The sequence below is a fragment of the Martelella sp. FOR1707 genome, from assembly GCF_053484265.1.
The window spans coordinates 107,181-127,864 of sequence record NZ_JBAKFP010000010.1; the positions used below are offsets into that span (position 1 = coordinate 107,181).

The following is a 20,684-nucleotide window of genomic DNA, read 5'->3' on the forward strand; positions in this document are numbered from 1 at the left end:
TCAGCTCCGTTCCAGCGTTATGATGTCCGCCGCATCGCCCAACTCGCGTCTGGCGATGTCCACCATGCTCGCTTCGTGGGTAAAGAGGATGCTCTGCAGACCCTCCAGCCCGGCAAGCGCATTCAGGCCGGCCGCGCTGCGGGCGTCGTCGAAAGTCTGGAAGATATCGTCGACGATCAGCGGCGCGGGCTCGTTGCGGCTGGCATAATCCTCCAGGAAGGCGAGCCGGAGCGCGAGATAGAGCTGGTCGCGGGTGCCGTCGCTCAACCCCTCGACCCGGATTTCACTGCCATCCTTGCGCAGGGCTGAAAGCACCAGCGCATCATGCTCGCCATAAGCCTGGGAAAGGCCTTCGTAGCTTTCACTGGTGAGCGTCCTGAAATGCCGCCCCGCGGCCGCCAGAATCGGATCGGAGCGGCTTTCCCGGTAGCGCTCCAGCGCGCCATCCAGCAGCCGCCCGGCCAGCTTCAGCACCACCCACTCACGGGCAAGCGCCTGCGCCTCCGCCTCGGCGGCGGCGCGATCGAAGGCGGCGGCCTCGGCTCCCGGCCCGGTCTCCAGCGCCTGCTTGCGGTGACGCAGCGCCATGCGGCGCTCGCGCAGCGCCTCGATCTCGGCCGCATCCTCTCCGGCATCGGCTTTGAGATGCGCGAGTTCCTGACGGCAATCGACCTCGTCCAGCGTTTCGGCCAGCGCCCGGACCTCCTCCACCGAGGCCCCGTCGCTGATGCCGGAAAACCGCTGCCGCGCCTCATCCAGCGCCTGACGTGATGCCGCCCGCTGCCGCAATCGAGCCGAAAGGCCGCCGATTGCCACCCCTTCCGGCAAGGTAGCGGCGATGGATGCCATGCGTCCGTCGATATCTTCTCGCTCGCCTATGTCGGTCGCAAGTTCGGTGCGAAGCCGCTCGGCGCTTTCCCTGAGCGTTGACCGCTGCGCCGCGCGCGTCGCGTGATCGGCCGCGCGTTCGGCAAGTGCGTGGACGATCCGCGAGGCCGGTTCGCCCGCGATATCCGCCGCCACGGCTTCCGCCAGTTTCGAGGCCTCGTCTTCGAACGCGGCAACGCGCTTGCCGCCGGTTTCCGTTTCCTGCATCAACCGCGTCCGGTCCGCGAAAAGTGAAGGCAGATCGGCCCACAGCGCAAGCGCCGCCTCGGCCCCGGCGAGGCCGGTTTCGCCCGGCAGGCCGACACTGGCGAGGCTTGCGGCGAAACGCTCGTTCAGGGCTTTCTCCCCGGCCCGCAACCGATCAAGCTGCTCTGCGCCCTTTTCAACGGCCTGACGCGCCGCCTTGAGCGCGCCCGCATGCTCCCGCGCCTCCGTCCAGCGTTCGCCGAGACGGTCGAGGGCGGAACCGACATCGCGCGCAAGCGCGCCGAGCGGCAGCGACGCGTCCGTGCCGAGATCCTTCGCGAGCTTTTCCAGCGCCACGCGCAAAGCCTCATTGTTGCGGTCGAGCACCGCTTTCCTGTCTTTCAGCGCATAGAGCGCGGCCCGCGCCTCAAGCAGGGCCTCCACCCGACGCCGCCATTCTATCACCGCCTCGGGGGCGCCGAGCACGAGGTCGAGTGGCGCGAACAATGCCTCGAACTCTGCCTGCGCTTTCTGCAGCCCCAGAAGCGCCGCCTCGCGTTTTTCCGCGCCCTGCTCCCGTTGAGCGGCCTCGCGTTCCAGTCGGCGCTGATTGTCGGCGTGCCGGGCCACCCGCTCGGCATCATCAAGGGCGTCATCGGCCAAACGGTCCGCAGCGCGCACGGCATCGCGATAGGCGGTCTCCTCCCCATCCAGCGTCTCGAACATCCGGTCGCGCTCCGCCCGCGCCGCGTCGATCGCCGCACGGGTCGGAACCGGCCCGGCCTCGCGATCCTCGGCTAGCAATCCTTCCAGGCGCGCGCATTCCGCGTCGATCTTCGCCAGCGCGCCGTCGCACTCGGCAAGCGCGGATTTGGCCGATGTAATGTCATCGCAAGCGGCCTTCAGCGCCGCCTCGGCAGGAAGATCGCCCGCATGCAGAGCGAGAATGTCGCTCACCGCAGGACGCAGGCCGGCGGCCTGCTCGAACAGCGCGCGCTCCTTGCCGGCGATCTCCGTTTCAAGCGTTTCCGCCTCCTTGATGCCGGCAAGGTCCTCGCGCAAAGCCTCATAGCTCTTGCGCAGCGGCGCGGGATCGCGCAGGTGGCCCTCGCCATGCTGCTGTTCCAGCCGCGCCAGCGTCTCGCGGTTCTCAGAGAGGGCGTTTTCGGCCGCGCGGCGGGCGCGACCCTGCTCTTTCAACTTCTCGACAATCACTTGAAACTCGGATCGCAAGAGACTGTTTGGAAAACTCGTTTCGAGTTCTTCTAAAGAATCGAACCCAAGCTGAACGGCAGCGCTCCGTAACCGCGCCTCTACATCGCGCAGCTCGTGCCGCCGGCGCGGCAGGCTCTCAAGCGCCTGTTCGTAAAGCCCGCTTTCGCGCTGCAGCCGGGCGATTTCGGCACGGCGCTCCAGCAGCGCGTCGTCCACGACAAGCGCGTCCAGCTCCCGCTGACCGGCCGCCTGCCGGGCTTCCTTTTCCTCTATCTGCTCGGCAAGTCGCATGTGGCGGGCTTCGAGCGCGGCGAGTTCCTCGCCGACGCTGTCATCAACCGCCTCGATATCGGAAAACGCCGCCAGCGCCGCGCTATGCCCATCGATCTCGCCCAACAGTCCGCGCAGCCGCTGCAGCCGTTCAAGCTCGCCGATCCGCCGTGCCCGCTGCGCCTGCCGCTCCTCGACCACGGCGAATTCCTGGCCGATCTCGCGCTCTTCCTTCAGGAGCGCGGTCCAGTCGCTGGCGTTGAGCTGGCTGTCACGCTCGGCCCTGCGGGCTTCGTCATAGCGCTCCAGCGCCTGATAAAAGCTGCGGGTCTGCGATTTGCGGGGCGCGTAGATGCCATCGGCTTCCGCCGCCAGCGCCTCGCTTGCCGCCCGCAACCCGGTGAGGCCGGAGGCCGCGGAAAACAGCATCTGGCCGATCTCCCCGCCATCGGCCAGCATCTCGTCCGCCCCTGCCCTGAGCCTGACGGAATCGAGCCCGAAGGCCCGCTCGAACACCGTGCGGTCGAGACTGCCGACAAAACCGGCGAGCGCGTCATCGTTCAGCGCGGCTTCGGTTTCGGCATCAAGCAGCGTATTGGCCCGGCCCTTGCGCCGGCGAAAGGCGAGTTCGGCCCCGCCATGCGCGCGCAGCCTTGCGCCAAGGCGCAGGTCGCGTGCGGGATGGAGGAAATCATAGCCGACATTGCGGTCGGGAAAGCCGAACAGAAGGTCGGAGAATGCGGCGAGCGCTGAGGATTTCCCAGCTTCGTTGGGACCGTAGACGATATGAAGCGCGGCATCGGGCCGGAACGTGACGGTCCTGTCGGTGAAATGGCCGTAGCGGATGAGATCGAGCGAAAGGAAACGCATAAATCACCCCTCCAGCCGGGCGCTGAGAATCGCGCGCGCTTCCGCCAGAAGGTCGGCATGCGACCCCGAAAAGGCTTCGTCCCTGGCGCCGACGCCGCCGGGCAGCTTCACGGCGATCTCGTTGATCAGCGCCTCGATTTCGGCGTCAATCGCCTCGTCACCGGCCAGCGCATCGATCATCGCCTCGATATCGAGGTCACTATCCGCTGGAAGCCGGCGGGAGGACGCCGGCGCGTCAACCGCGATCACCAGTTTCTCCAGCCACAGATCGGCATGAACCCGCTGGCAGGCGGCCTGGAGGTCGTCGTGCCATTCGCCATGCGCCGCGCGCATCCTGTGCGCATCGCCATGGCTGCCTTCCAGCATCAGGCGCAGCGCCACGGGCCGGGCATTCGCAGCTTCCGAAAACGCCGACAGTGTTGCCTCCACCGCCTGAAGGACATCGCTTTCTTTCATATCCGGCGCGATCGCCATGGAGACGGCCTCGAAGCGGGCGCGGTCGAGAATGATGCGTTCATAGCGCGGCCGGCCGTCCTCGACGGTCACCAGCACCGCACCCTTGTCGCCGGTCTCGCGGATATTACGGCCCTGCAGATTGCCGGGATAGAGCGTCAGCGGATCGGCGGAGACCTCCTCGAAGGCGTGGACATGGCCGAGCGCCCAGTAATCATAGCCGCGCGAGGCAAGGTCCGCCGGCGTGCACGGCGCATAGACCGCATGCGGCGGCCGCCCCGAAAGCGAGGTGTGCAACACGCCGATGTTGAAATGACCGGGCACCGCCGGCGGATAGGCCAGCGCCAGATTGTCGCCGGCAACGCGATCGGCAAACCCCTGGCCGTGCAGCGCCACTTTCAGCGGTTCGATGGTGAAGGTCTCGGGATGGCGCGTCGAGAATTCGTGGACACCGTCGGGCATCGCGATCGTGCGGGTGACGATGCTTTCGGCATCATGATTGCCGCGCAGGAAATAGACCGGGATTTCCGCGCGCGAAAGCCGGGCGATCTCGCGGTTGAAGAACAGGCCAACGCTGTTGTCGCGCCACGCCCCGTCATAGACATCGCCGGCGATCACCATGAAATTCACCTCGTTCTCGATCGCACAGTCGATCAGCGCCGTGAAGGCGTCACGGCCGGCGGCGGCGAAGCGCTCGGCGATCTGCCGGTCCTTGAGCGCCAGTCCCGAGAGCGGGCTTCCCAGATGCAGGTCGGCGGCGTGGATGAAACGGAAGCTGGTCAAGTTTCCCTCATTTGTCTTCTCGTCTCAAAGGGGTAAAAGAGTTCGCGACGACACTTCAACCCAAAAGCGCCGGCGTCGCGCTTTATCCCGCCCGCATTTTCGCGGGCTGGCCATCACCGGAGGAATTCATGCACTATCACAATTTCGGCCGCACCGGGCGGCCCGTCTCCAATATCGGCTTCGGCGCCTGGCAGATCGGCGGCAGCTGGGGCTCGGTCAGCGAGGAGGATGGCCGCGCCGCCCTGCACGCAGCCCTTGATTCGGGCATCAACTTCGTCGATACGGCCGATGTCTATGGCGACGGCCGCTCCGAAAAGATCATCGCCGATGTGCTCGCCGATCGCGGCGGCCAGAAGCCCTTCGTCGCCACCAAGGCCGGTCGCAGGCTTAACCCGCATACCGCCGATGGCTACAATCTGGAAAATCTTGAGGCTTTCGTCGACCGCAGCCTGAAGAACCTCAGGATGGAGCGGCTCGACCTCGTGCAGCTCCACTGCCCGCCGACCGAGGCGTTTTACCGTCCGGAAGTGTTCGAGGCGCTCGACGCGCTGAAGGCCAAGGGCAAGATCGCCAATTACGGCGTCAGCGTCGAAAAGGTCGAGGAAGCGCTGAAGGCGATCGAGTTTCCGGGCGTCGCCAGCGTGCAGATCATCTACAACATCTTCCGCCAGCGCCCGGCCTCGCTGTTCTTCCCGGAAGCAAAGCGCAAGAACATTGCCATCATCGTTCGGGTGCCGCTGGCAAGCGGGCTGCTGTCGGGCAAGATCACCCGCGACACCGTGTTCGACAGCGAGGATCACCGCAACTTCAATCGCGGGGGCGATGCCTTCGATGTCGGCGAGACCTTTGCCGGCGTGCCGTTCGAAATCGCGCTCGACGCCGTGGAAGAAGTCCGCAAGCACGTACCGCGCGGCACGGCCATGGCAGCCTTCGCGCTGCGCTGGATCCTGATGAACCAGGCGGTGACCGTCGCCATTCCCGGCGCGCGCAACGCCGAACAGGCAAAAGCCAATGCGTCCGCCTCCGACCTGCCGGTCATCGGCGACGAGGTCATGGCCGCGATGACGGAAATCTACCGCACCCGCATCGCCCCCCACGTGCACCAGCGCTGGTAGCGCGAGGCTGTTCTCCTGCTCGGCCGGCGTGACGGCCGAGCAGGAACCGATGGCGTGATTTCACAGACGCTCCAGCCGGATTGCAATTCGGGGTGTGCCAGGCCTGTCTACGAACATCTGTCAGGTATGTATCAAGCCTACCACCGGGCCCGCGCATAACCCAGTTCGCTACCCCAGCGCCACGAACAAATCATGCGCGGCCTTCATGTCCTCGAACCGCTTGGCGCGGCGGGCGGCGGCTTCGGCGTCTTCGCCCCAGTGCTCGATGGTCCAGTCCTCTTCCAGATTGGCGAGCGCCCAGGCCTCGTCAAGCGTCAAGCGCCGGCGCGCCAGCGCAAGGGTGACAAGGGCCGAGCCGGTGAGCGTGGTCATGACGTGGAGGCTGCCAAGGGCGAAGGGCGCGCGGTGACGATCGAGCTCGCTACGGAAAGCAGAAACGCTTTCAGAGGGTTGCTCGGAAAACATGATCCCTTCCACGAGCACGAATCGGGCGCCGATTTCCTCCGCCATCCAGTCCAGAACCGGGTCCCAGCGCTCTGCCTGCCGGGCCACAAGCTCCTCGGGGCTTTCGGCGCGATAGAACAGCATGTCGTTGCCGGCATAGGCGATGATCTCCTCGAACACCGCCTCGGCGTTTTGCGCCACGCCGTCGATCACCGTATTGGCAAGCCGTGTGACCGGCATTTTCGCCGGATCGATCACCTTTTCCTGCGCCTGCCATTCGGCGCGCACCATTTCGGCCGCGTCTGCCGTCGGCAGGATCAGCGGATTGCGACCGGGCGATTTTACACCGCGGCCATCGAGCTTGATTGCGAACCCTTCGCCGTCCCGTTCGACGGTGGCGGTCTGATAGAATTTCTTCGGCAGTTCGGCGCGCATCAGTTCCTGCGAGCGGCGGATCGGGTCGGTCTCGGTCATTGGGCGCTCTTCAGCACGAGTTTGAGGATATCGTCGGGGCTTTCGGCAATCGCGGAGGCGCCCGAGGTCGTCAGGTCCGTGGTTGCGCCATAGCCCCACGAGACGCCGATCGCATCGGCGCCTGCGGAGCGGGACATCTGCATGTCGTAGACGGAATCGCCGATCACCACGGTTTCGGCCGGCTCGATGCCGGTCTCCACGCAACATTCCAGCACCATCGCCGGGTGCGGCTTGGAGGGGCAGTCGTCGGCGGTGCGCGAAACCACGAACTTGCTGGCATAGCCATGCAGATTGAGCATGTGATCGAGTCCGCGCCGCGATTTTCCGGTCACGGCCCCGATCAGGAGGTCATCCTGCAGGAAAAGATGCTCCAGCATCGGCGCGATGCCCTCGAACAGCCGCTCCTGCATGGCCGGATCGGCGCGCACGACGGAAAACAGCGAACGGTAATAAGCCATCATCTCGCGGCATTCCTCGTCCGGCCCTTCGCGGCCGAGCAGCAGCGAAATCGATGTATCGAGCGTCAAACCAACGGTCGCGCGGGTCTTCTCGATGGCCGGAACCGGGTATCCGAAATGGGTGAAGGTACGCGCCATCGATTCCTGGATGATGGCGATCGTATCCACCAGCGTGCCGTCGCAATCGAACAATACAAGTTTCATGTTATTCCTTATCGAGATCCTCGCGGTCGGCGTCAAAGCCGAGCAGGTTCCAGCTCTGCACCATGTGCGGCGGCAGCGGCGCGGTTACGCGGAGCCGGCCGCCATCGGGATGGGGCACATCAATACGGCGGGCGTGGAGGTGCAGCCGTTTCTGGATGCCGCCCGGAAACTCCCAGTTGGGGTCGTCATCGAAATATTTCGGATCGCCGATGATCGGGTGGCCGATGTGATGGGCGTGGACGCGCAGCTGATGGGTGCGCCCGGTATAGGGTTCCATCTCCAGCCAGGCGAGGTTGTGGGCCGCGGTATCGACCACGCGGTAGTAGGAGACAGCGTGATCGGCGCCCGGCTCGCCGTGTTTCGCGATCCGCATCCGGTCGCCATCCGGCGTCTGCTCCTTCACCAGCCAGGTGGAAATCTTGTCCTCGCGCTTGCGCGGCACGCCCTTGACCAGCGACCAGTAGGTCTTCTTGGTGGTGCGCTGGCGAAAAGCTTCGGTGAGCGACTGCGCAGCGCGGCGCGAGCGGGCAATTACCAGCACGCCGGAGGTGTCGCGGTCGAGGCGGTGAACGAGGCGCGGCTTTTCGCCCTTCTTGTTGGTCCAGGCCTCCAGCATCTTGTCGATATGCCGCACCACGCCGGAACCGCCCTGCACGGCAAGGCCTGCCGGCTTGTTCAGCACGAACACCCGCTCATCCTCATGCAGCAGCATGCGCGACAGCAGATCGCCGTCCGATGAGTGCTTGAGGTCCCTGCCCGGGATCGGCCCGGATTTCTTCGGGTCGACATTCATCGGCGGAATGCGGATCATTTGACCGGGCTCGACCCGGGTATCGGTTTTCACCCGTCCGCCATCGACGCGGATCTGCCCGGAGCGCAGCAGTTTTTGCAGCGCGCCGAAGCCGAGGCCCGGATAATGCTGCTTGAACCAGCGGTCGAGGCGCATGCCCGCCTCGTCCTGATCCACCTTGATATGTTCGATGCCTGCCATGCGGTACGCCCTTGTTCTCAGGAGAAGGCTTCTATCGCATGATCGACAGGAATGAAACGGGCTAAAATACCAACCGCCCGATCGCGAGGCCCGCGAAGACGGCGATCAGCCCCAATGCGACGCTTGCGCCGATATAGAGAGCGGCCGGCAGGTAATCGCCGCGCTCGATCATGTTCATCGCATCCAGCGAAAACGAGGAGAACGTCGTGAAGCCGCCAAGAAAGCCGGTGACCAGGAACATGCGCATCTCCGCAGACTGGTTCAGAAGGCGCGCCACCGCCTCCACCAGAAGCCCGATCAGAAGCGAGCCCAGCACGTTGACGATAAACGTGCCCCACGGAAAACCGTGGCCGAAAAAGCGAATGGCAAAAACACCGACGAGATAGCGGCCGCTGGCGCCAAGACCGCCGCCGATGGCGACGATCAGCGCATGGTTGAGCATTTGCGGCAATCTTTGAACCCCATTCCCTCTGATGCGCCTATTCAGCCGCCACCATGGCAAGTTTCCTCTCGCGGTTTTCGCGCAGCCGGGCGAAGTCTTCGCCGGCGTGATGCGACGAGCGCGTCAGCGGGCTTGCGGACACCATCAGGAAGCCCTTGGTATAGGCGACCGTCTCATAGGACTTGAACTCGTCCGGCGTCACGAAGCTGACCACCCGGTGATGCTTGCGGGTCGGCTGCAGATACTGGCCGATGGTCAGGAAATCGACATCGGCGGTTCTGAGATCGTCCATGAGCTGGAGCACTTCGTTGCGCTCCTCGCCGAGACCGACCATGATGCCGGACTTGGTGAACATGTTCGGATCGAGTTCCTTGACCCGCTGCAAAAGCCGGATCGAGTGGAAGTAACGCGCGCCGGGACGCACCGTCAGATAGTTCGACGGCACGGTTTCGAGATTATGGTTGAACACGTCCGGTTTCGCGGCCACCACGCGCTCCAGCGCGCCGGGCTTGCGCAGAAAGTCGGGCGTCAGCACCTCGATCGTCGTGGCCGGCGAAGCCGCGCGGATGGCGTAGATCACCTTCTCGAAATGTTCAGCGCCGCCATCGGCCAGATCGTCGCGGTCGACGGAGGTGATCACGACATGCATCAGCCCCATCTGGGCGACGGCCTTGCCGATATTTTCCGGCTCGTTCGGATCGAGCGCGCCGGGCTTGCCGGTCGCGACATTGCAGAAGGCGCAGGCGCGGGTGCAGATCTCGCCCATGATCATGAACGAGGCGTGTTTCTTGTCCCAGCACTCGCCGATATTCGGACAACCGGCTTCCTCGCAGACCGTGACGAGCTTGTTCTCCTTCACGATGCCGCGGGTTTCCTGATAGCCGCGAGAGACCGGCGCCTTGACGCGGATCCAGTCCGGCTTGCGCAGCACTTCGGTATCGGGCCTGTGGGCCTTTTCGGGATGGCGCACGCGCTTTTGTGCGTCACTTGTCGTATCGAGAAGCGTAACCATCTGTTCGTCCTTGACCGCCGGTGGGCCTCTCCGGCCCGGTCGACTTCGTTTTTCGTTAGACCGGATTCGTGGTGTTCGAACCCGGTCTATCTTGTTCTTGCGGCATTTTCGCGAATGTCAGGATTTCACCCGACAGCGAAATGCTCTAGCGCCGGATCAGACGTCCGACGAAAATCAGAATGACCGCGCCGATAAAGCCGGCGATCAGATAGCCCAGCCATCCGCCAAGGGCGATGCCGAACACGCCCAGAATTGCGTTGGCGACAATGGCACCGACAATGCCGAGGATGATGTTCATGAAAATGCCCATTTCGGACTTCATGAACTTCTCGGCGAGCCATCCAGCGATACCGCCGATGATGATGGCGGCAATCCAGCCTACACCCTGTTCTTCCATGTAATGCGTCTCCCTTTTTTGCTAGACGTCAAAGCAGGTTCTGTCGTTCCCGCTAACGATAACATAGAGGAATCATGCGTTAAGTACACGGCCATATGCGTCGAGCACGCTTTCCTTCATCATTTCCGAAAGCGTCGGGTGCGGGAAGATCGTGTGCATCAGCTCTTCCTCGGTGGTCTCCAGGTTCATGGCGACCACAAAGCCCTCGATCAGTTCGGTGACCTCCGCCCCGACCATATGGGCGCCGAGCAGTTCGCCGGTCTTCTTGTCGAACACGGTCTTGACCATGCCCTGATCCTCGCCGAGCGCGACGGCCTTGCCATTTGCGTTAAAGCTGAAGCGGCCGACGCGGACCTCTCGGCCGGCTTCCTTGGCCTTGGCTTCGGTGAGGCCGACCGAGGCAACCTGCGGATTGCAGTAGGTGCAGCCCGGTACTTTCAGCTTGTCCAGCGGATGGACATTCTTCTCTCCGGCGATTTTCTCGACACAGATGACGGCCTCGTGCTCGGCCTTGTGGGCGAGCATCGGCGGGCCGGCGACATCGCCGATCGCATAGATGCCCTCGACATTGGTCTTGCAGTAATCGTCGATGACGATGCAGCCGCGATCCGTCTTGATGCCGAGCTTTTCCAGCCCGATATTCTCGATATTGCCCTGAACGCCGACGGCAGAAATCATCCGATCGGCGGTGATCTTTTCGACCTTGCCGTCCTTGGTCTCCACATGGGCAGTGATGTTGTCCCCGCCCTTTTCAACCTTGGAAACCTTGGCTTCCAGCATGATCTTGATGCCGCGCTTTTCCAGCCGCTTCTGGGCGAATTTGGCGATCTCGTTGTCCTCGACAGGCATCACCTGCTTCATCACCTCGACCACCGTCACCTCGACGCCGAGCGAGCGGTAGAAGGAGGCGAATTCGATCCCGATCGCGCCCGAACCCATGACCAGCAGCGACTTCGGCATCTTGGCGGGCTTCAGCGCGTCAAAATAGGTCCAGATCAGCTTGCCGTCGGGCTCGATGCCGGGCAGCGCGCGCGGCCTCGCGCCGGTCGCGACGATGATGTGCTTGGCGTTGTAGGTGCCGGGCCCCTTGGCGCCCTTCGGCGTCGGGGCCTGCGGCTCGACGATCTTCTTCTTGACCTCGGAGACGGTGACCTCGCCGGGCTTCGACAGCGTCGCCTCGCCCCAGATGATGTCCACCTTGTTCTTCTTCATGAGATAGATCACGCCGGCATTCATCCGCTCGGCAATGCCGCGCGAGCGCTTCACGATCGCATCCAGATCGGCCTTGACCTGGCCTTCGATCACGAGCCCGTATTCCTTGGCGTGATTGGTGTTGTCGAGCACCTCGGCGGATCTGAGCAGCGCCTTGGTCGGGATGCAGCCCCAGTTGGAGCAGATGCCGGCCATGTGTTCGCGTTCGACAACGGCGGTCTTCAGGCCGAGCTGGGCGGCGCGGATGGCTGCAATATAGCCGCCGGGGCCGGCGCCGATGACGAGGACATCGTAGGTCTCAGACACGGTGTTCATCTCCTTTAAGGGGAGCCGGACGTTGCCCGCCCGGCCCGCTTGAGGGATGCCGCCGCAGCTACTGTTTCAGCATCCCGTAGATTTCGTCCTTCAGAACCATCCGGCGTTTGCGCATTTCTTCCATATGCACGTCATCGGTCGGTTCGATGTTTTCCTCCGCGCGGTGGATGGCGCGGTTTACCTCGTGATAGTCGTCGAAGAGCTTTGCAAAATGCGCATCCTCGACCTTCAATTCGTGAATCCGGTCGGCAAATTCCGGGAATTCATCGGCCAGTTCGTGCGGGGTGTTCGACATGGATATCTCCTCTGTTGTGGTTGATATCCACCCTATCCGCGCTTCGTGTCCACTCCTTGATATTAATCAAAAAAATCACAGGCCGAGCATCATCCTGACGATCGGCTCGAGACCGCGGCCGATGGCGCGGGTGTTTTCCGCGTCAAGGTGAACGCCGTCCACCGGGCTCGCGCTTGCGACCGAGGCCGCGTCGTAGAAACCGCAACCCAGTTCGTCGGCCAGTTCGCTGTAGAAGGTCGAAAGCATCTGCGACTGTTCGACCACGCCCTTCAGAAAGCCCATGCCGGTATCGTTGGCCGTGGGCACGGCATGCGGCGGCGCAACCACCAAAATATCCGGCGCGGCATGATCGAACGGATAGGGATGCGACCGTACGATCTCGATCAGCCGCTTCATGCCGTTTCTGGCCGCCAACGCCCCGCCGCCGGTCCAGGGCTTCAGGTCGTTGGTGCCGAGCATGATGATGACCAGATCGAGCGGCGTGTGGCTGGCAAGCAGCGTGGGCAGTACCCGCGCGCCATTGCGGTCCGCCGCCGCCGTGTGATCGTCGAACGCCGTGGTGCGGCCGCCCAGCGCCTCGGAGAGAACGTGGACGCCCTCCCCCAGAGCCTTCTGCAGCACCATCGGCCAGCGGTCCTCATGCGCATGCCGCTGCTCTCCGTTCGGGTCATGCCCGAAGGTCAGCGAATCGCCATAGCAAAGAACCGTCTTCATCGGACCGCCCTCAGACCAGCATCGACATCGGGTTTTCGATATAGCCCTTGAACGCCGCCAGCACTTCGGCCGCGAGCGCGCCATCGACGCAGCGGTGGTCTGTCGAAAGCGTCACCGACATCATGGTCGCGATCGCCAGTTCGTCGTTCTTGACCACCGGACGCTTCTCGCCCGCGCCGACGGCGAGGATCGAGGCATGCGGCGGGTTGATGACGGCGGCGAAATCCTTGACGCCCATCATGCCCATGTTCGAAACGGCCGTCGTTCCGCCCTGGTATTCGGCGGGCTTCAGCTTCTTGTCGCGCGCACGATTGCCCAGATCCTTCATCTCGTTGGAGATGACCGAGAGCGGCTTTTCCTCCGCCCGGCGTACGATCGGGGTGATCAGGCCGCCCGGGATCGACACGGCGACGCCGACATCGACATGCTTGTGGACGACCATGTTGTTTTCCGTCCAGGAGACGTTGGCGGTCGGGACATCGCGCAGCGCCAGCGCCATGGCCTTGATGATCATGTCGTTGACGGAGAGCTTGTAGGCCGGCTTGTCGTCCTTGACGGGCGCTGCCTTGTTAAGCTGGCTCCTGAGCGCCAGAAGCGCATCGAGCTCGCAATCGATCGTGACATAGAAATGCGGCACGGTCTGCTTGGATTCGACGAGGCGCTTGGCGATCGTCTTGCGCATGCCGTCATGCGGCACGAGTTCGTAGGAGCCTTCCTCGAACAGCTTGAGAACGGCCTCTTCCGAAGTCGCCTTCGGCAGCGGAGCGGCGGCAGCCTCTTCCTTGCCTGCTTCCGGCTTGGCGGCAGCCTTGCCGACGCCTTCGCTCTCGGCCTTCTCGATATCGCGCTTGACGATTCGGCCATGCGGGCCGGAACCGGAAAGCTGCGCGAGGTCGAGACCGGCTTCCTTGGCCAGACGACGGGCGAGCGGCGAGGCGAAGATGCGCTCGCCATCAGCCTTGGGTGCGGCGGGCGCCTTGGGCTCGGGAACCGGCGTATCGGAAGACGGAATGCCGCCCTTGGCGACCTTTTCGGCCGTTTCGTCGGAGGACGATTTCTCGGCCTCTTCCTTGGCGGGCTGCTTCGGTTTGTCTTCCTTCGGCTTTTCCGCCTTGGCCGGAGCCTCGCCGCCGCTTTCGGCCGCCTTGGCGGCTTCGGCAGCGTCCTCGCCGTCTTCGGCAAGGATCGCGATCAGGGCGTTGACCGCGACGCCGTCGGTGCCCTCCGGCACCACGATCTTGGCGACCGTGCCCTCATCGACGGCTTCGACTTCCATCGTCGCCTTGTCGGTTTCGATCTCGGCAATCACATCACCGGCCGAGACGCTGTCGCCTTCCTTGACCAGCCACTTGGAAAGATTGCCCTCTTCCATGGTCGGCGAAAGCGCCGGCATCGTAATCTTGATGGGCATCTTGGCGCTCCCTTACTTGTAGCAGACGGCCTTAACCGCATCGATGACTTCACCGACGTTCGGCAAGGCGAGCTTTTCGAGGTTGGCGGCGTAGGGCATCGGAACATCCTTGCCGGCGATCGTCATGATCGGTGCATCGAGATAATCGAATGCCTGCTGCATGACGCGGGTCGCGATCTCGGTGCCGACGGAGGACTGCGGGAAGCCTTCCTCGACAGTCACGAGACGGCCGGTCTTCTTCACCGATTCGATGACAGTCGGCAGATCCATCGGGCGAATAGTGCGCAGATCGATGATCTCGACGTCGATGCCTTCTTCCTCAAGCTTGGCCGCCGCTTCCACAGCATAGGTCATGCCAATGCCGAAGGAGACGATCGTTGCGTCCTTGCCGGTCTTGTGGATACGGGCCTTGCCGATCGGCAGCACGAAATCATCGAGCTTCGGCACATCGAACTTGTGGCCGTAGAGGATTTCGTTTTCGAGGAAGATCACCGGATTGGGATCGCGGATCGCCGCCTTCAGCAGCCCCTTTGCGTCGGCGGCCGTATAGGGCATGACCACCTTGAGACCCGGAATGTGGCTGTACCACGAGGCATAGCACTGCGAATGCTGCGCTGCAACGCGGGCCGCCGCGCCGTTCGGGCCGCGGAACACGATCGAACTCTCCATCTGCCCGCCGGACATGTAGTGCGTCTTGGCGGCGGAGTTGATGATCTGGTCCATCGCCTGCATGGCGAAGTTGAAGGTCATGAACTCGACGATCGGCTTCAGGCCGGCAAGGGCCGCACCCACGGCAACGCCGGTGAAGCCGTGCTCGGTGATCGGCGTATCGACAACGCGCTTGGCGCCAAATTCCTGCAGCAGGCCCTGGGTGATCTTGTAGGCGCCCTGATATTCGGCGACTTCCTCGCCCATGACGAAGACATCGCCATCGGCGCGCATTTCTTCGGCCATGGCGTCGCGCAGCGCTTCGCGCACCGTGGTCGAAACCATTTCGGTGCCCTCCGGAATATCAGGATCAGAGGCGACCTCGACGGCCTTCGGCTCTGCCGGTGCATTCGAAGCAGAGGCCTGCGGCTTTTCTTCCTGCTCGACCTCGGGGGCCTTTTCGGACTGTTTCGGCTGCTCGGCGGCGTCGGCCTTGCCGATATCGTCGGCGCTTTCGCCCTCTTCCAGCAGAACGGCGATCGGCGTGTTGACCTTGACGCCCTCGGCGCCTTCCTCAACCAGGATCTTGCCGATCGTGCCTTCGTCCACGGCTTCGACTTCCATCGTCGCCTTGTCGGTCTCGATCTCGGCGATCACGTCACCGGCGGCGACGCTGTCACCTTCCTTCTTGAGCCACTTTGTAAGGTTGCCCTCTTCCATCGTCGGGGAGAGTGCCGGCATGAGAATATTGGTAGGCATGGTATCCCTCCCCGTCTTAGCGCAGGATGTCGGTGTAGAGCTCGGACGCATCCGGCTCCGGATCGGTCTGGGCGAAATCGGCGGCGTCGGAGATCACCGAACGCACATCCTTGTCGATCGCCTTCAGCTCGTCTTCCGTCGCCCACTTCTTGTCCAGAAGCCGCTTCCTGACCTGCTCGATCGGATCGTGCTCGGCGCGCATCTTCTGGACCTCGTCCTTGGAGCGGTACTTCGCCGGGTCAGACATCGAGTGGCCGCGATAACGATAGGTCATCATTTCGAGGATGAACGGGCCATTGCCCTCACGCGCGAAGCTTTCCGCTTCTTCGGCGGCCGCCTTCACGGCGCGCACATCCATGCCGTCGACCTGCTTGCCGGGAATGCCGAACGAGGCGCCGCGCTTGGAGAAATCGGTCTCGGCCGACGAGCGCGAGACGGAGGTGCCCATGGCATAACGGTTATTTTCGACAACATAGACCACCGGCAGCTTCCAGAGCTCGGCCATGTTAAAGCTTTCATAGACCTGACCCTGATTGGCCGCGCCGTCGCCGTAATAGACCACGGCGACCTTGTCGTCCTCGCGATAGCGATTGGCAAAGGCAAGGCCGGTTCCGAGCGGAACCTGCGCGCCGACGATGCCGTGACCGCCGTAAAACGCCTTCTCCTTGGAGAACATGTGCATCGAGCCGCCCTTGCCCTTGGAATAGCCCGAGCGGCGGCCGGTAAGCTCAGCCATAACACCGCGCGCTTCCATGCCGGTGGCCAGCATATGGCCGTGGTCGCGATAGCTGGTGATGATCTGGTCACCATCCTGCAAGGCCATCTGCATGCCGACAACGACAGCTTCCTGACCGATATAGAGGTGACAGAAACCGCCGATGAAGCCCATGCCGTAAAGCTGGCCGGCCTTTTCCTCGAAACGGCGAATCATCAGCATCTCACGAAGAGCATGCATTTCCTGATCACGGTCGAATTCCGTGATCCGTTTGTTATCTTCTTTTTTGGGTGATTTCCGTGAAGCGGACGCTTGGGACGCCATCAGGGTCTCCTTCGTTAAGGAAAGACGTGGAATTGGCAGTCACATTAAGCGCTTTTGTGCGACACGGCAATGCTAGATTTAGCACAACATGTGCCGCATCAAATCATTGTAATTGCTTATTAAAATAGCTATTAACTTGATTTCAGTTTATTGAAGATTTCGCTCGAAAATCACGATCTCGTCGGCTTTCAGCAGGTTCAGCGCGTATCGTGCCTGCTCATCGAGCGCATCCTTCATCAGCGAGCCATCGGAGAGCATCTTGACGTGCTTTTCCATGGCCTCGCGCTCGGCCACGAGCTTCTCCAGCTTGCGCTCGTTGAGCGCCTTGTGGGCGGCAAACCGCTCGCCGGCGATCAGGCCGTAATCACCATGGATCGAATGATAGATGAAGTAGCTCATGAAGCAGACGGTGATCGCGGGTACGATCAGGCGGCCGTAAAACCGGGATTTATGATGTCGGGTCCACATGAGGCTGTCCGGAAGGCTACGCAATACAATGGATTCACATTAACGCGTGAACCTTAACCAAGGCTAAACCGGGCGCGGGCGGGATGGGAGGAATTGCGGCTTTCGTAGCGAACCCGGACCGGCAATCGGGACCGGCTGAGGAGTATTCATACCCGCTGGGATTTCAGTTTTGCTCGACGTCGGCGCCACCCAAGGACCTGACCGCCTACAATCTCCCCCCTTGAGGGGGAGATGTCGCGAAAGCGACAGAGAGGGGTAAAGGGCGTAAGCCCTAAAAGCCGCAAACTCGGTGCTCTCGGAGAGGTTTCACCCCTCTCTGCCCCTGTCGGGGCATCTCCCCCTCAAGGGGGGAGATTGATTGGGGGCTATGCGGCCGCCGCCCCCCGAAAAATCAACCCTTCAGGATCGACCGGCCGGCGTAGACGGCCTGGCCGCCGAGCTCTTCCTCGATGCGGATGAGCTGGTTGTACTTGGCCAGACGGTCCGAGCGCGACAGTGAGCCGGTCTTGATCTGACCGCAATTGGTCGCGACCGCGAGGTCGGCGATGGTCGCGTCCTCGGTCTCGCCCGAGCGGTGCGACATGACCGAGGTGTAACCGGCCTTGTGGGCGGTCTCGACGGCGTCGAGCGTTTCGGTCAGCGAGCCGATCTGGTTGACCTTGACGAGCAGCGAATTGCCGACGCCCATCTTGATGCCGTCCTTCAGGCGCTTGGTGTTGGTGACGAACAGGTCGTCGCCGACGAGCTGGCACTTGTCGCCGATCAGCGCGGTCAGCTCCTTCCAGCCATCCCAGTCGTCCTCAGCAAGGCCATCCTCGATCGAGAAGATCGGGTATTTGCCGATAAGTTCGGCGAGGTAAGCGGCCATCTCGCCGGAATCGAGCGTCTTGCCCTCGCCTTCCATCACGTATTTGCCGCCCTTGTAGAATTCGGTCGAGGCGGCGTCCATGGCGAGATAGACGTCTTCGCCCGGCTTGTAGCCGGCCTTTTCGATCGACTTCATGATGATGTCGAGCGCCGAGGTGGTGCTCGGAAGCGCCGGCGCGAAGCCGCCCTCATCGCCGATCGCGGTGTTGTAACCGCCGGCGGACAATTCCTTCTTCAGCGTATGGAAGATTTCCGAGCCGGTCCGCACCGCATCGCGCAGCGTATCGGCGCCGATCGGCATGATCATGAATTCCTGGAAGTCGATCGGGTTGTCGGCATGCTCGCCGCCATTGATGATGTTCATCATCGGAACCGGCATCAGATGGGCAAAAGCGCCGCCGACATAACGGTAGAGCGGCAGACCGCAGGCGGTGGCCGCAGCCTTGGCGGTGGCGAGCGAAACGCCGAGAATGGCGTTGGCGCCGAGGCGGCCCTTATTGGAGGTGCCGTCAAGCTCGATCATGGTCTGATCGATTTCCATCTGGTTTTCGGCATCGAGCCCGACAATCGCCTCGAGGATTTCGTTGTTGACGGCGTCGACCGCCTTCTCAACGCCCTTGCCGAGATAGCGTTCGCCGCCATCGCGCAACTCCACGGCCTCGTGGGCGCCGGTGGAGGCGCCGGAGGGAACGGCGGCGCGGCCGATCGTGCCGTCTTCCAGATACACATCGACCTCGACCGTGGGATTGCCACGGCTGTCGAGGATTTCACGGGCGAGAATGTCGGTGATTGTCGTCATGTCTGTCTACCTGTCGACCTTGCTACAAGAAATTGAAACGACCGCGTCGAAGCGCTGGAACTTTGCGAGGGTCCGCCCCTTGGGCAGGCGGATCGCGTCGCTGGAATTCTGCTTAATGCAGTTCGTGCGCCAGCACTATGACGAATGAATGATTTTGGCGATCAAGCCGCGCATATTTGCGGCACGATCATCCGATTTCGAAAGAACTTACCTTCCCTTGGCGATGGCGTCAAAAGCCAGGAGCTTGTCCAGAAGCCGCGGCATGTCGTCGAGCGGCACCATGTTCGGGCCATCGGACGGCGCGTTGTCCGGGTCCTCGTGGGTTTCGATGAAAACGCCGGCAACGCCGACGGCGACCGCGGCGCGCGCCAGCGTTTCGACGAATTCGCGCTGGCCGCCGGTGGAGCCGCCCTGCCCGCCCGGCTGCTGCACCGAATGGGTGGCGTCGAAGATCACCGGCGCGCCGGTCGACGCCATGATCGGCAGAGCGCGCATGTCGGAGACCAGCGTGTTGTATCCGAAGGAGGCGCCGCGCTCGCACAGCAGAACATTGTCATTGCCGCTGTCGACGATCTTGGCGAGCACATTCCTCATGTCCCAGGGCGCCAGGAACTGTCCCTTCTTGACGTTGATAACGCGCCCGGTCTTGGCGGCGGCGACAAGAAGGTCGGTCTGGCGCGACAGGAAGGCCGGGATCTGCAGAACGTCGACGACGGTCGCCACCTCGGCGCATTGCGCCTCGGTGTGAATGTCAGTGAGCACCGGAAAGCCGAATTCCTTCTTCAGGTCGGCGAAAACCTCGAGCGACTTGTCGAGACCCATGCCGCGCGTCGCCTTGAGCGAGGTGCGGTTGGCCTTGTCGAAGGAGGATTTGTAGACCAGCGCGATGCCGGCCGCAGCACAGATTTCGGAGAGCCGGCCGGCCACCATGAAGGCGTGATCGCGGCTTTCCATCTGGCATGGTCCGGCGATCAGCGACAGCTTTCCGGCGTTGCTGAAGCTGACGGCTTTTTCGCCAGCGCCGGCGGTCACGGTTCGGTGGGTCATTCTAGCTTTCCCTGAATATGAAGCTCACGCCCTGACCGGGCGCCGGCGGCACGACAATGCTCTCGCCGGCCTGCCGTGAGGCGATTTCGTTGGTTTTCAGAATATCGGCAAGGTTTTCCAGATCGGCCACCTCGAACACGACGGCGGCGGCTTCAAGCCCGCGCCCCGTGCCCGACCGCGCGATGCCATACTGCCGTTCGAGATGGTCGTGGGAAAACACCGAGAACCTAGCCGTCAGCGCATCCGTGGTGAAGCCGTCGGGATGAATATCGGCCTCGCCGGCGCGGGTGAGCGTCTGCAGCAGCGGCTCGAATTCCATCGGGTAGTCCGCGCCGAGCAGAATTCCCGAAATGCCGGTCACGCCGTTCTGATGGCCCATGAGGGTTTCATCGGGTGCCAGGGCCTGCAGGCGTTCACAGGTGAAGAAGAACAGATCCGGCGCGCGTAAATCGGCGGCGAAGGCGAGCCGGAAGCCGGCTGTCGCTTCCGTCCCGTCGGCAAGCTTATAGGGGCGCTGGAAGCTGAACAGATCGCCCACGCCAATACCGGCTTCGGCGAATTCTGCATGATCGGCTTCAGCATCCTCGCTCTTTAAGACGATGGCGGAGAGCCCGTCATCGCCGTTGCGAAAGCGATAGGCGCGGTCGCGGCGGACGAATTCGGCTTTCGCGATATTCTGGTCGTAGATCTGCTGATCGGCGATCGCGATCGGTTCGAGATAGGTCGAATCGGCGAAATAGACGCAGGCATTCTCCGTACCGAACGGATGCCGCGCCTCCGGCGCCACGGCGAAGCCGAGCGCGGAAAGCCTGAGCCGCGCGGTCGCAAGGTCAACGACCGGCAGAACCAGATGATCAAGAGGACGGTGGGAAAGAGACATGGCCCCTCCTTTTCGGCGCTCTTGATGG

The 20,684-nt window shown here is 62.9% G+C and carries 20 protein-coding genes; 2 read left to right on the plus strand and 18 right to left on the minus strand.

Translation table 11 applies throughout. The features are described 5' to 3' along the window. Nucleotides 1–3,429, minus strand: a complete 3,429-nt coding sequence (locus tag V6765_RS22715; RefSeq protein WP_448432885.1) for an AAA family ATPase — start codon at nucleotides 3,427–3,429, stop codon at nucleotides 1–3. A 3-nt stretch (nucleotides 3,430–3,432) separates the two neighbouring features. Continuing rightward, entirely contained in the window at nucleotides 3,433–4,665 is a 1,233-nt protein-coding gene (locus V6765_RS22720) for a metallophosphoesterase family protein (RefSeq protein ID WP_448432886.1), read from the minus strand. 128 nt (nucleotides 4,666–4,793) lie between these two features. Between V6765_RS22720 and V6765_RS22725 the strand changes: the two genes are divergently transcribed. Then, nucleotides 4,794–5,780 carry an aldo/keto reductase gene (locus tag V6765_RS22725; protein ID WP_448432887.1) on the plus strand — a complete coding sequence of 329 codons (987 nt, stop codon included), beginning with the start codon at nucleotides 4,794–4,796 and terminating at the stop codon, nucleotides 5,778–5,780. A gap of 168 nt (nucleotides 5,781–5,948) precedes the next feature. Here the strand turns inward: V6765_RS22725 and V6765_RS22730 are convergent, their stop codons facing one another. From V6765_RS22730 to eno, 14 genes are all read right to left on the minus strand, one after another. Then, nucleotides 5,949–6,698 (minus strand): ATP12 family chaperone protein, encoded by a 750-nt coding sequence (locus V6765_RS22730; protein ID WP_448432888.1) that lies wholly within the window; start codon nucleotides 6,696–6,698, stop codon nucleotides 5,949–5,951. Further along, nucleotides 6,695–7,360: an HAD-IA family hydrolase gene (locus V6765_RS22735; protein WP_448432889.1), complete on the minus strand. Its 666-nt coding sequence runs from the start codon at nucleotides 7,358–7,360 to the stop codon at nucleotides 6,695–6,697. The genes V6765_RS22730 and V6765_RS22735 overlap by 4 nt, the downstream gene beginning before the upstream one ends. A gap of 1 nt (nucleotide 7,361) precedes the next feature. Next, the gene (locus tag V6765_RS22740) at nucleotides 7,362–8,351 is read right to left on the minus strand and encodes an RluA family pseudouridine synthase (RefSeq protein WP_448432890.1); all 990 of its coding nucleotides are present in this window, start codon (nucleotides 8,349–8,351) and stop codon (nucleotides 7,362–7,364) included. Nucleotides 8,352–8,412: 61 nt separating this feature from the next. Beyond that, nucleotides 8,413–8,793, minus strand: a complete 381-nt coding sequence (gene crcB, locus V6765_RS22745) for a fluoride efflux transporter CrcB (protein ID WP_448432891.1) — start codon at nucleotides 8,791–8,793, stop codon at nucleotides 8,413–8,415. 37 nt (nucleotides 8,794–8,830) lie between these two features. Next, complete coding sequence (gene lipA, locus V6765_RS22750) at nucleotides 8,831–9,805, minus strand: lipoyl synthase (protein WP_448432892.1); 975 nt, start codon at nucleotides 9,803–9,805, stop codon at nucleotides 8,831–8,833. A gap of 145 nt (nucleotides 9,806–9,950) precedes the next feature. Then, the gene (locus V6765_RS22755; RefSeq protein ID WP_448432893.1) at nucleotides 9,951–10,202 is read right to left on the minus strand and encodes a GlsB/YeaQ/YmgE family stress response membrane protein; all 252 of its coding nucleotides are present in this window, start codon (nucleotides 10,200–10,202) and stop codon (nucleotides 9,951–9,953) included. Between the two features lie 72 nt (nucleotides 10,203–10,274). Continuing rightward, a complete protein-coding gene (gene lpdA / locus V6765_RS22760; protein ID WP_448432894.1) occupies nucleotides 10,275–11,720 on the minus strand; it encodes a dihydrolipoyl dehydrogenase in 1,446 nt (481 codons plus the stop codon). Nucleotides 11,721–11,787: 67 nt separating this feature from the next. Next, a complete protein-coding gene (locus V6765_RS22765; protein WP_018063076.1) occupies nucleotides 11,788–12,024 on the minus strand; it encodes a YdcH family protein in 237 nt (78 codons plus the stop codon). A 75-nt stretch (nucleotides 12,025–12,099) separates the two neighbouring features. Further along, nucleotides 12,100–12,738, minus strand: coding sequence for an SGNH/GDSL hydrolase family protein (locus tag V6765_RS22770; RefSeq protein ID WP_448432895.1), 639 nt, complete (start codon nucleotides 12,736–12,738; stop codon nucleotides 12,100–12,102). Between the two features lie 10 nt (nucleotides 12,739–12,748). Continuing rightward, a complete protein-coding gene (locus V6765_RS22775) occupies nucleotides 12,749–14,149 on the minus strand; it encodes a pyruvate dehydrogenase complex dihydrolipoamide acetyltransferase (RefSeq protein WP_448432896.1) in 1,401 nt (466 codons plus the stop codon). Nucleotides 14,150–14,161: 12 nt separating this feature from the next. Beyond that, nucleotides 14,162–15,556 (minus strand): pyruvate dehydrogenase complex E1 component subunit beta, encoded by a 1,395-nt coding sequence (locus tag V6765_RS22780; RefSeq protein WP_448432897.1) that lies wholly within the window; start codon nucleotides 15,554–15,556, stop codon nucleotides 14,162–14,164. Between the two features lie 16 nt (nucleotides 15,557–15,572). Continuing rightward, entirely contained in the window at nucleotides 15,573–16,595 is a 1,023-nt protein-coding gene (gene pdhA, locus V6765_RS22785) for a pyruvate dehydrogenase (acetyl-transferring) E1 component subunit alpha (RefSeq protein WP_448432898.1), read from the minus strand. 147 nt (nucleotides 16,596–16,742) lie between these two features. Continuing rightward, entirely contained in the window at nucleotides 16,743–17,063 is a 321-nt protein-coding gene (locus tag V6765_RS22790; RefSeq protein ID WP_448432899.1) for an FtsB family cell division protein, read from the minus strand. A gap of 391 nt (nucleotides 17,064–17,454) precedes the next feature. After that, a complete protein-coding gene (gene eno / locus V6765_RS22795; protein WP_448432900.1) occupies nucleotides 17,455–18,729 on the minus strand; it encodes a phosphopyruvate hydratase in 1,275 nt (424 codons plus the stop codon). Between eno and V6765_RS22800 the strand changes: the two genes are divergently transcribed. Then, nucleotides 18,728–18,877 (plus strand): hypothetical protein, encoded by a 150-nt coding sequence (locus tag V6765_RS22800; protein WP_448432901.1) that lies wholly within the window; start codon nucleotides 18,728–18,730, stop codon nucleotides 18,875–18,877. The two genes, eno and V6765_RS22800, sit on opposite strands and share 2 nt — an antisense overlap. A gap of 59 nt (nucleotides 18,878–18,936) precedes the next feature. Here the strand turns inward: V6765_RS22800 and kdsA are convergent, their stop codons facing one another. Both kdsA and V6765_RS22810 read right to left on the minus strand, forming a co-directional pair. Next, nucleotides 18,937–19,776, minus strand: coding sequence for a 3-deoxy-8-phosphooctulonate synthase (gene kdsA, locus V6765_RS22805; protein ID WP_448432902.1), 840 nt, complete (start codon nucleotides 19,774–19,776; stop codon nucleotides 18,937–18,939). 1 nt (nucleotide 19,777) lies between these two features. Beyond that, a complete protein-coding gene (locus V6765_RS22810; RefSeq protein WP_448432903.1) occupies nucleotides 19,778–20,656 on the minus strand; it encodes a VOC family protein in 879 nt (292 codons plus the stop codon). Nucleotides 20,657–20,684 lie beyond the last annotated feature (28 nt).

Excerpts from the sequence above, each read along its gene's own strand:
- V6765_RS22715 (WP_448432885.1), bottom strand. The coding sequence starts at position 3,429 with ATGCGTTTCCTTTCGCTCGATCTCATCCGCTACGGCCATTTCACCGAC.
- eno (WP_448432900.1), bottom strand. The coding sequence starts at position 18,729 with ATGACGACAATCACCGACATTCTCGCCCGTGAAATCCTCGACAGCCGT.
- V6765_RS22800 (WP_448432901.1), top strand. The coding sequence starts at position 18,728 with ATGTCTGTCTACCTGTCGACCTTGCTACAAGAAATTGAAACGACCGCG.
- kdsA (WP_448432902.1), bottom strand. The coding sequence starts at position 19,776 with ATGACCCACCGAACCGTGACCGCCGGCGCTGGCGAAAAAGCCGTCAGC.
- lipA (WP_448432892.1), bottom strand. The coding sequence starts at position 9,805 with ATGGTTACGCTTCTCGATACGACAAGTGACGCACAAAAGCGCGTGCGC.
- V6765_RS22810 (WP_448432903.1), bottom strand. The coding sequence starts at position 20,656 with ATGTCTCTTTCCCACCGTCCTCTTGATCATCTGGTTCTGCCGGTCGTT.
- V6765_RS22770 (WP_448432895.1), bottom strand. The coding sequence starts at position 12,738 with ATGAAGACGGTTCTTTGCTATGGCGATTCGCTGACCTTCGGGCATGAC.
- V6765_RS22775 (WP_448432896.1), bottom strand. The coding sequence starts at position 14,149 with ATGCCCATCAAGATTACGATGCCGGCGCTTTCGCCGACCATGGAAGAG.
- V6765_RS22725 (WP_448432887.1), top strand. The coding sequence starts at position 4,794 with ATGCACTATCACAATTTCGGCCGCACCGGGCGGCCCGTCTCCAATATC.
- V6765_RS22740 (WP_448432890.1), bottom strand. The coding sequence starts at position 8,351 with ATGGCAGGCATCGAACATATCAAGGTGGATCAGGACGAGGCGGGCATG.
- V6765_RS22780 (WP_448432897.1), bottom strand. The coding sequence starts at position 15,556 with ATGCCTACCAATATTCTCATGCCGGCACTCTCCCCGACGATGGAAGAG.
- V6765_RS22765 (WP_018063076.1), bottom strand. The coding sequence starts at position 12,024 with ATGTCGAACACCCCGCACGAACTGGCCGATGAATTCCCGGAATTTGCC.
- V6765_RS22755 (WP_448432893.1), bottom strand. The coding sequence starts at position 10,202 with ATGGAAGAACAGGGTGTAGGCTGGATTGCCGCCATCATCATCGGCGGT.
- crcB (WP_448432891.1), bottom strand. The coding sequence starts at position 8,793 with ATGCTCAACCATGCGCTGATCGTCGCCATCGGCGGCGGTCTTGGCGCC.
- V6765_RS22790 (WP_448432899.1), bottom strand. The coding sequence starts at position 17,063 with ATGTGGACCCGACATCATAAATCCCGGTTTTACGGCCGCCTGATCGTA.
- V6765_RS22730 (WP_448432888.1), bottom strand. The coding sequence starts at position 6,698 with ATGACCGAGACCGACCCGATCCGCCGCTCGCAGGAACTGATGCGCGCC.
- V6765_RS22735 (WP_448432889.1), bottom strand. The coding sequence starts at position 7,360 with ATGAAACTTGTATTGTTCGATTGCGACGGCACGCTGGTGGATACGATC.
- pdhA (WP_448432898.1), bottom strand. The coding sequence starts at position 16,595 with ATGGCGTCCCAAGCGTCCGCTTCACGGAAATCACCCAAAAAAGAAGAT.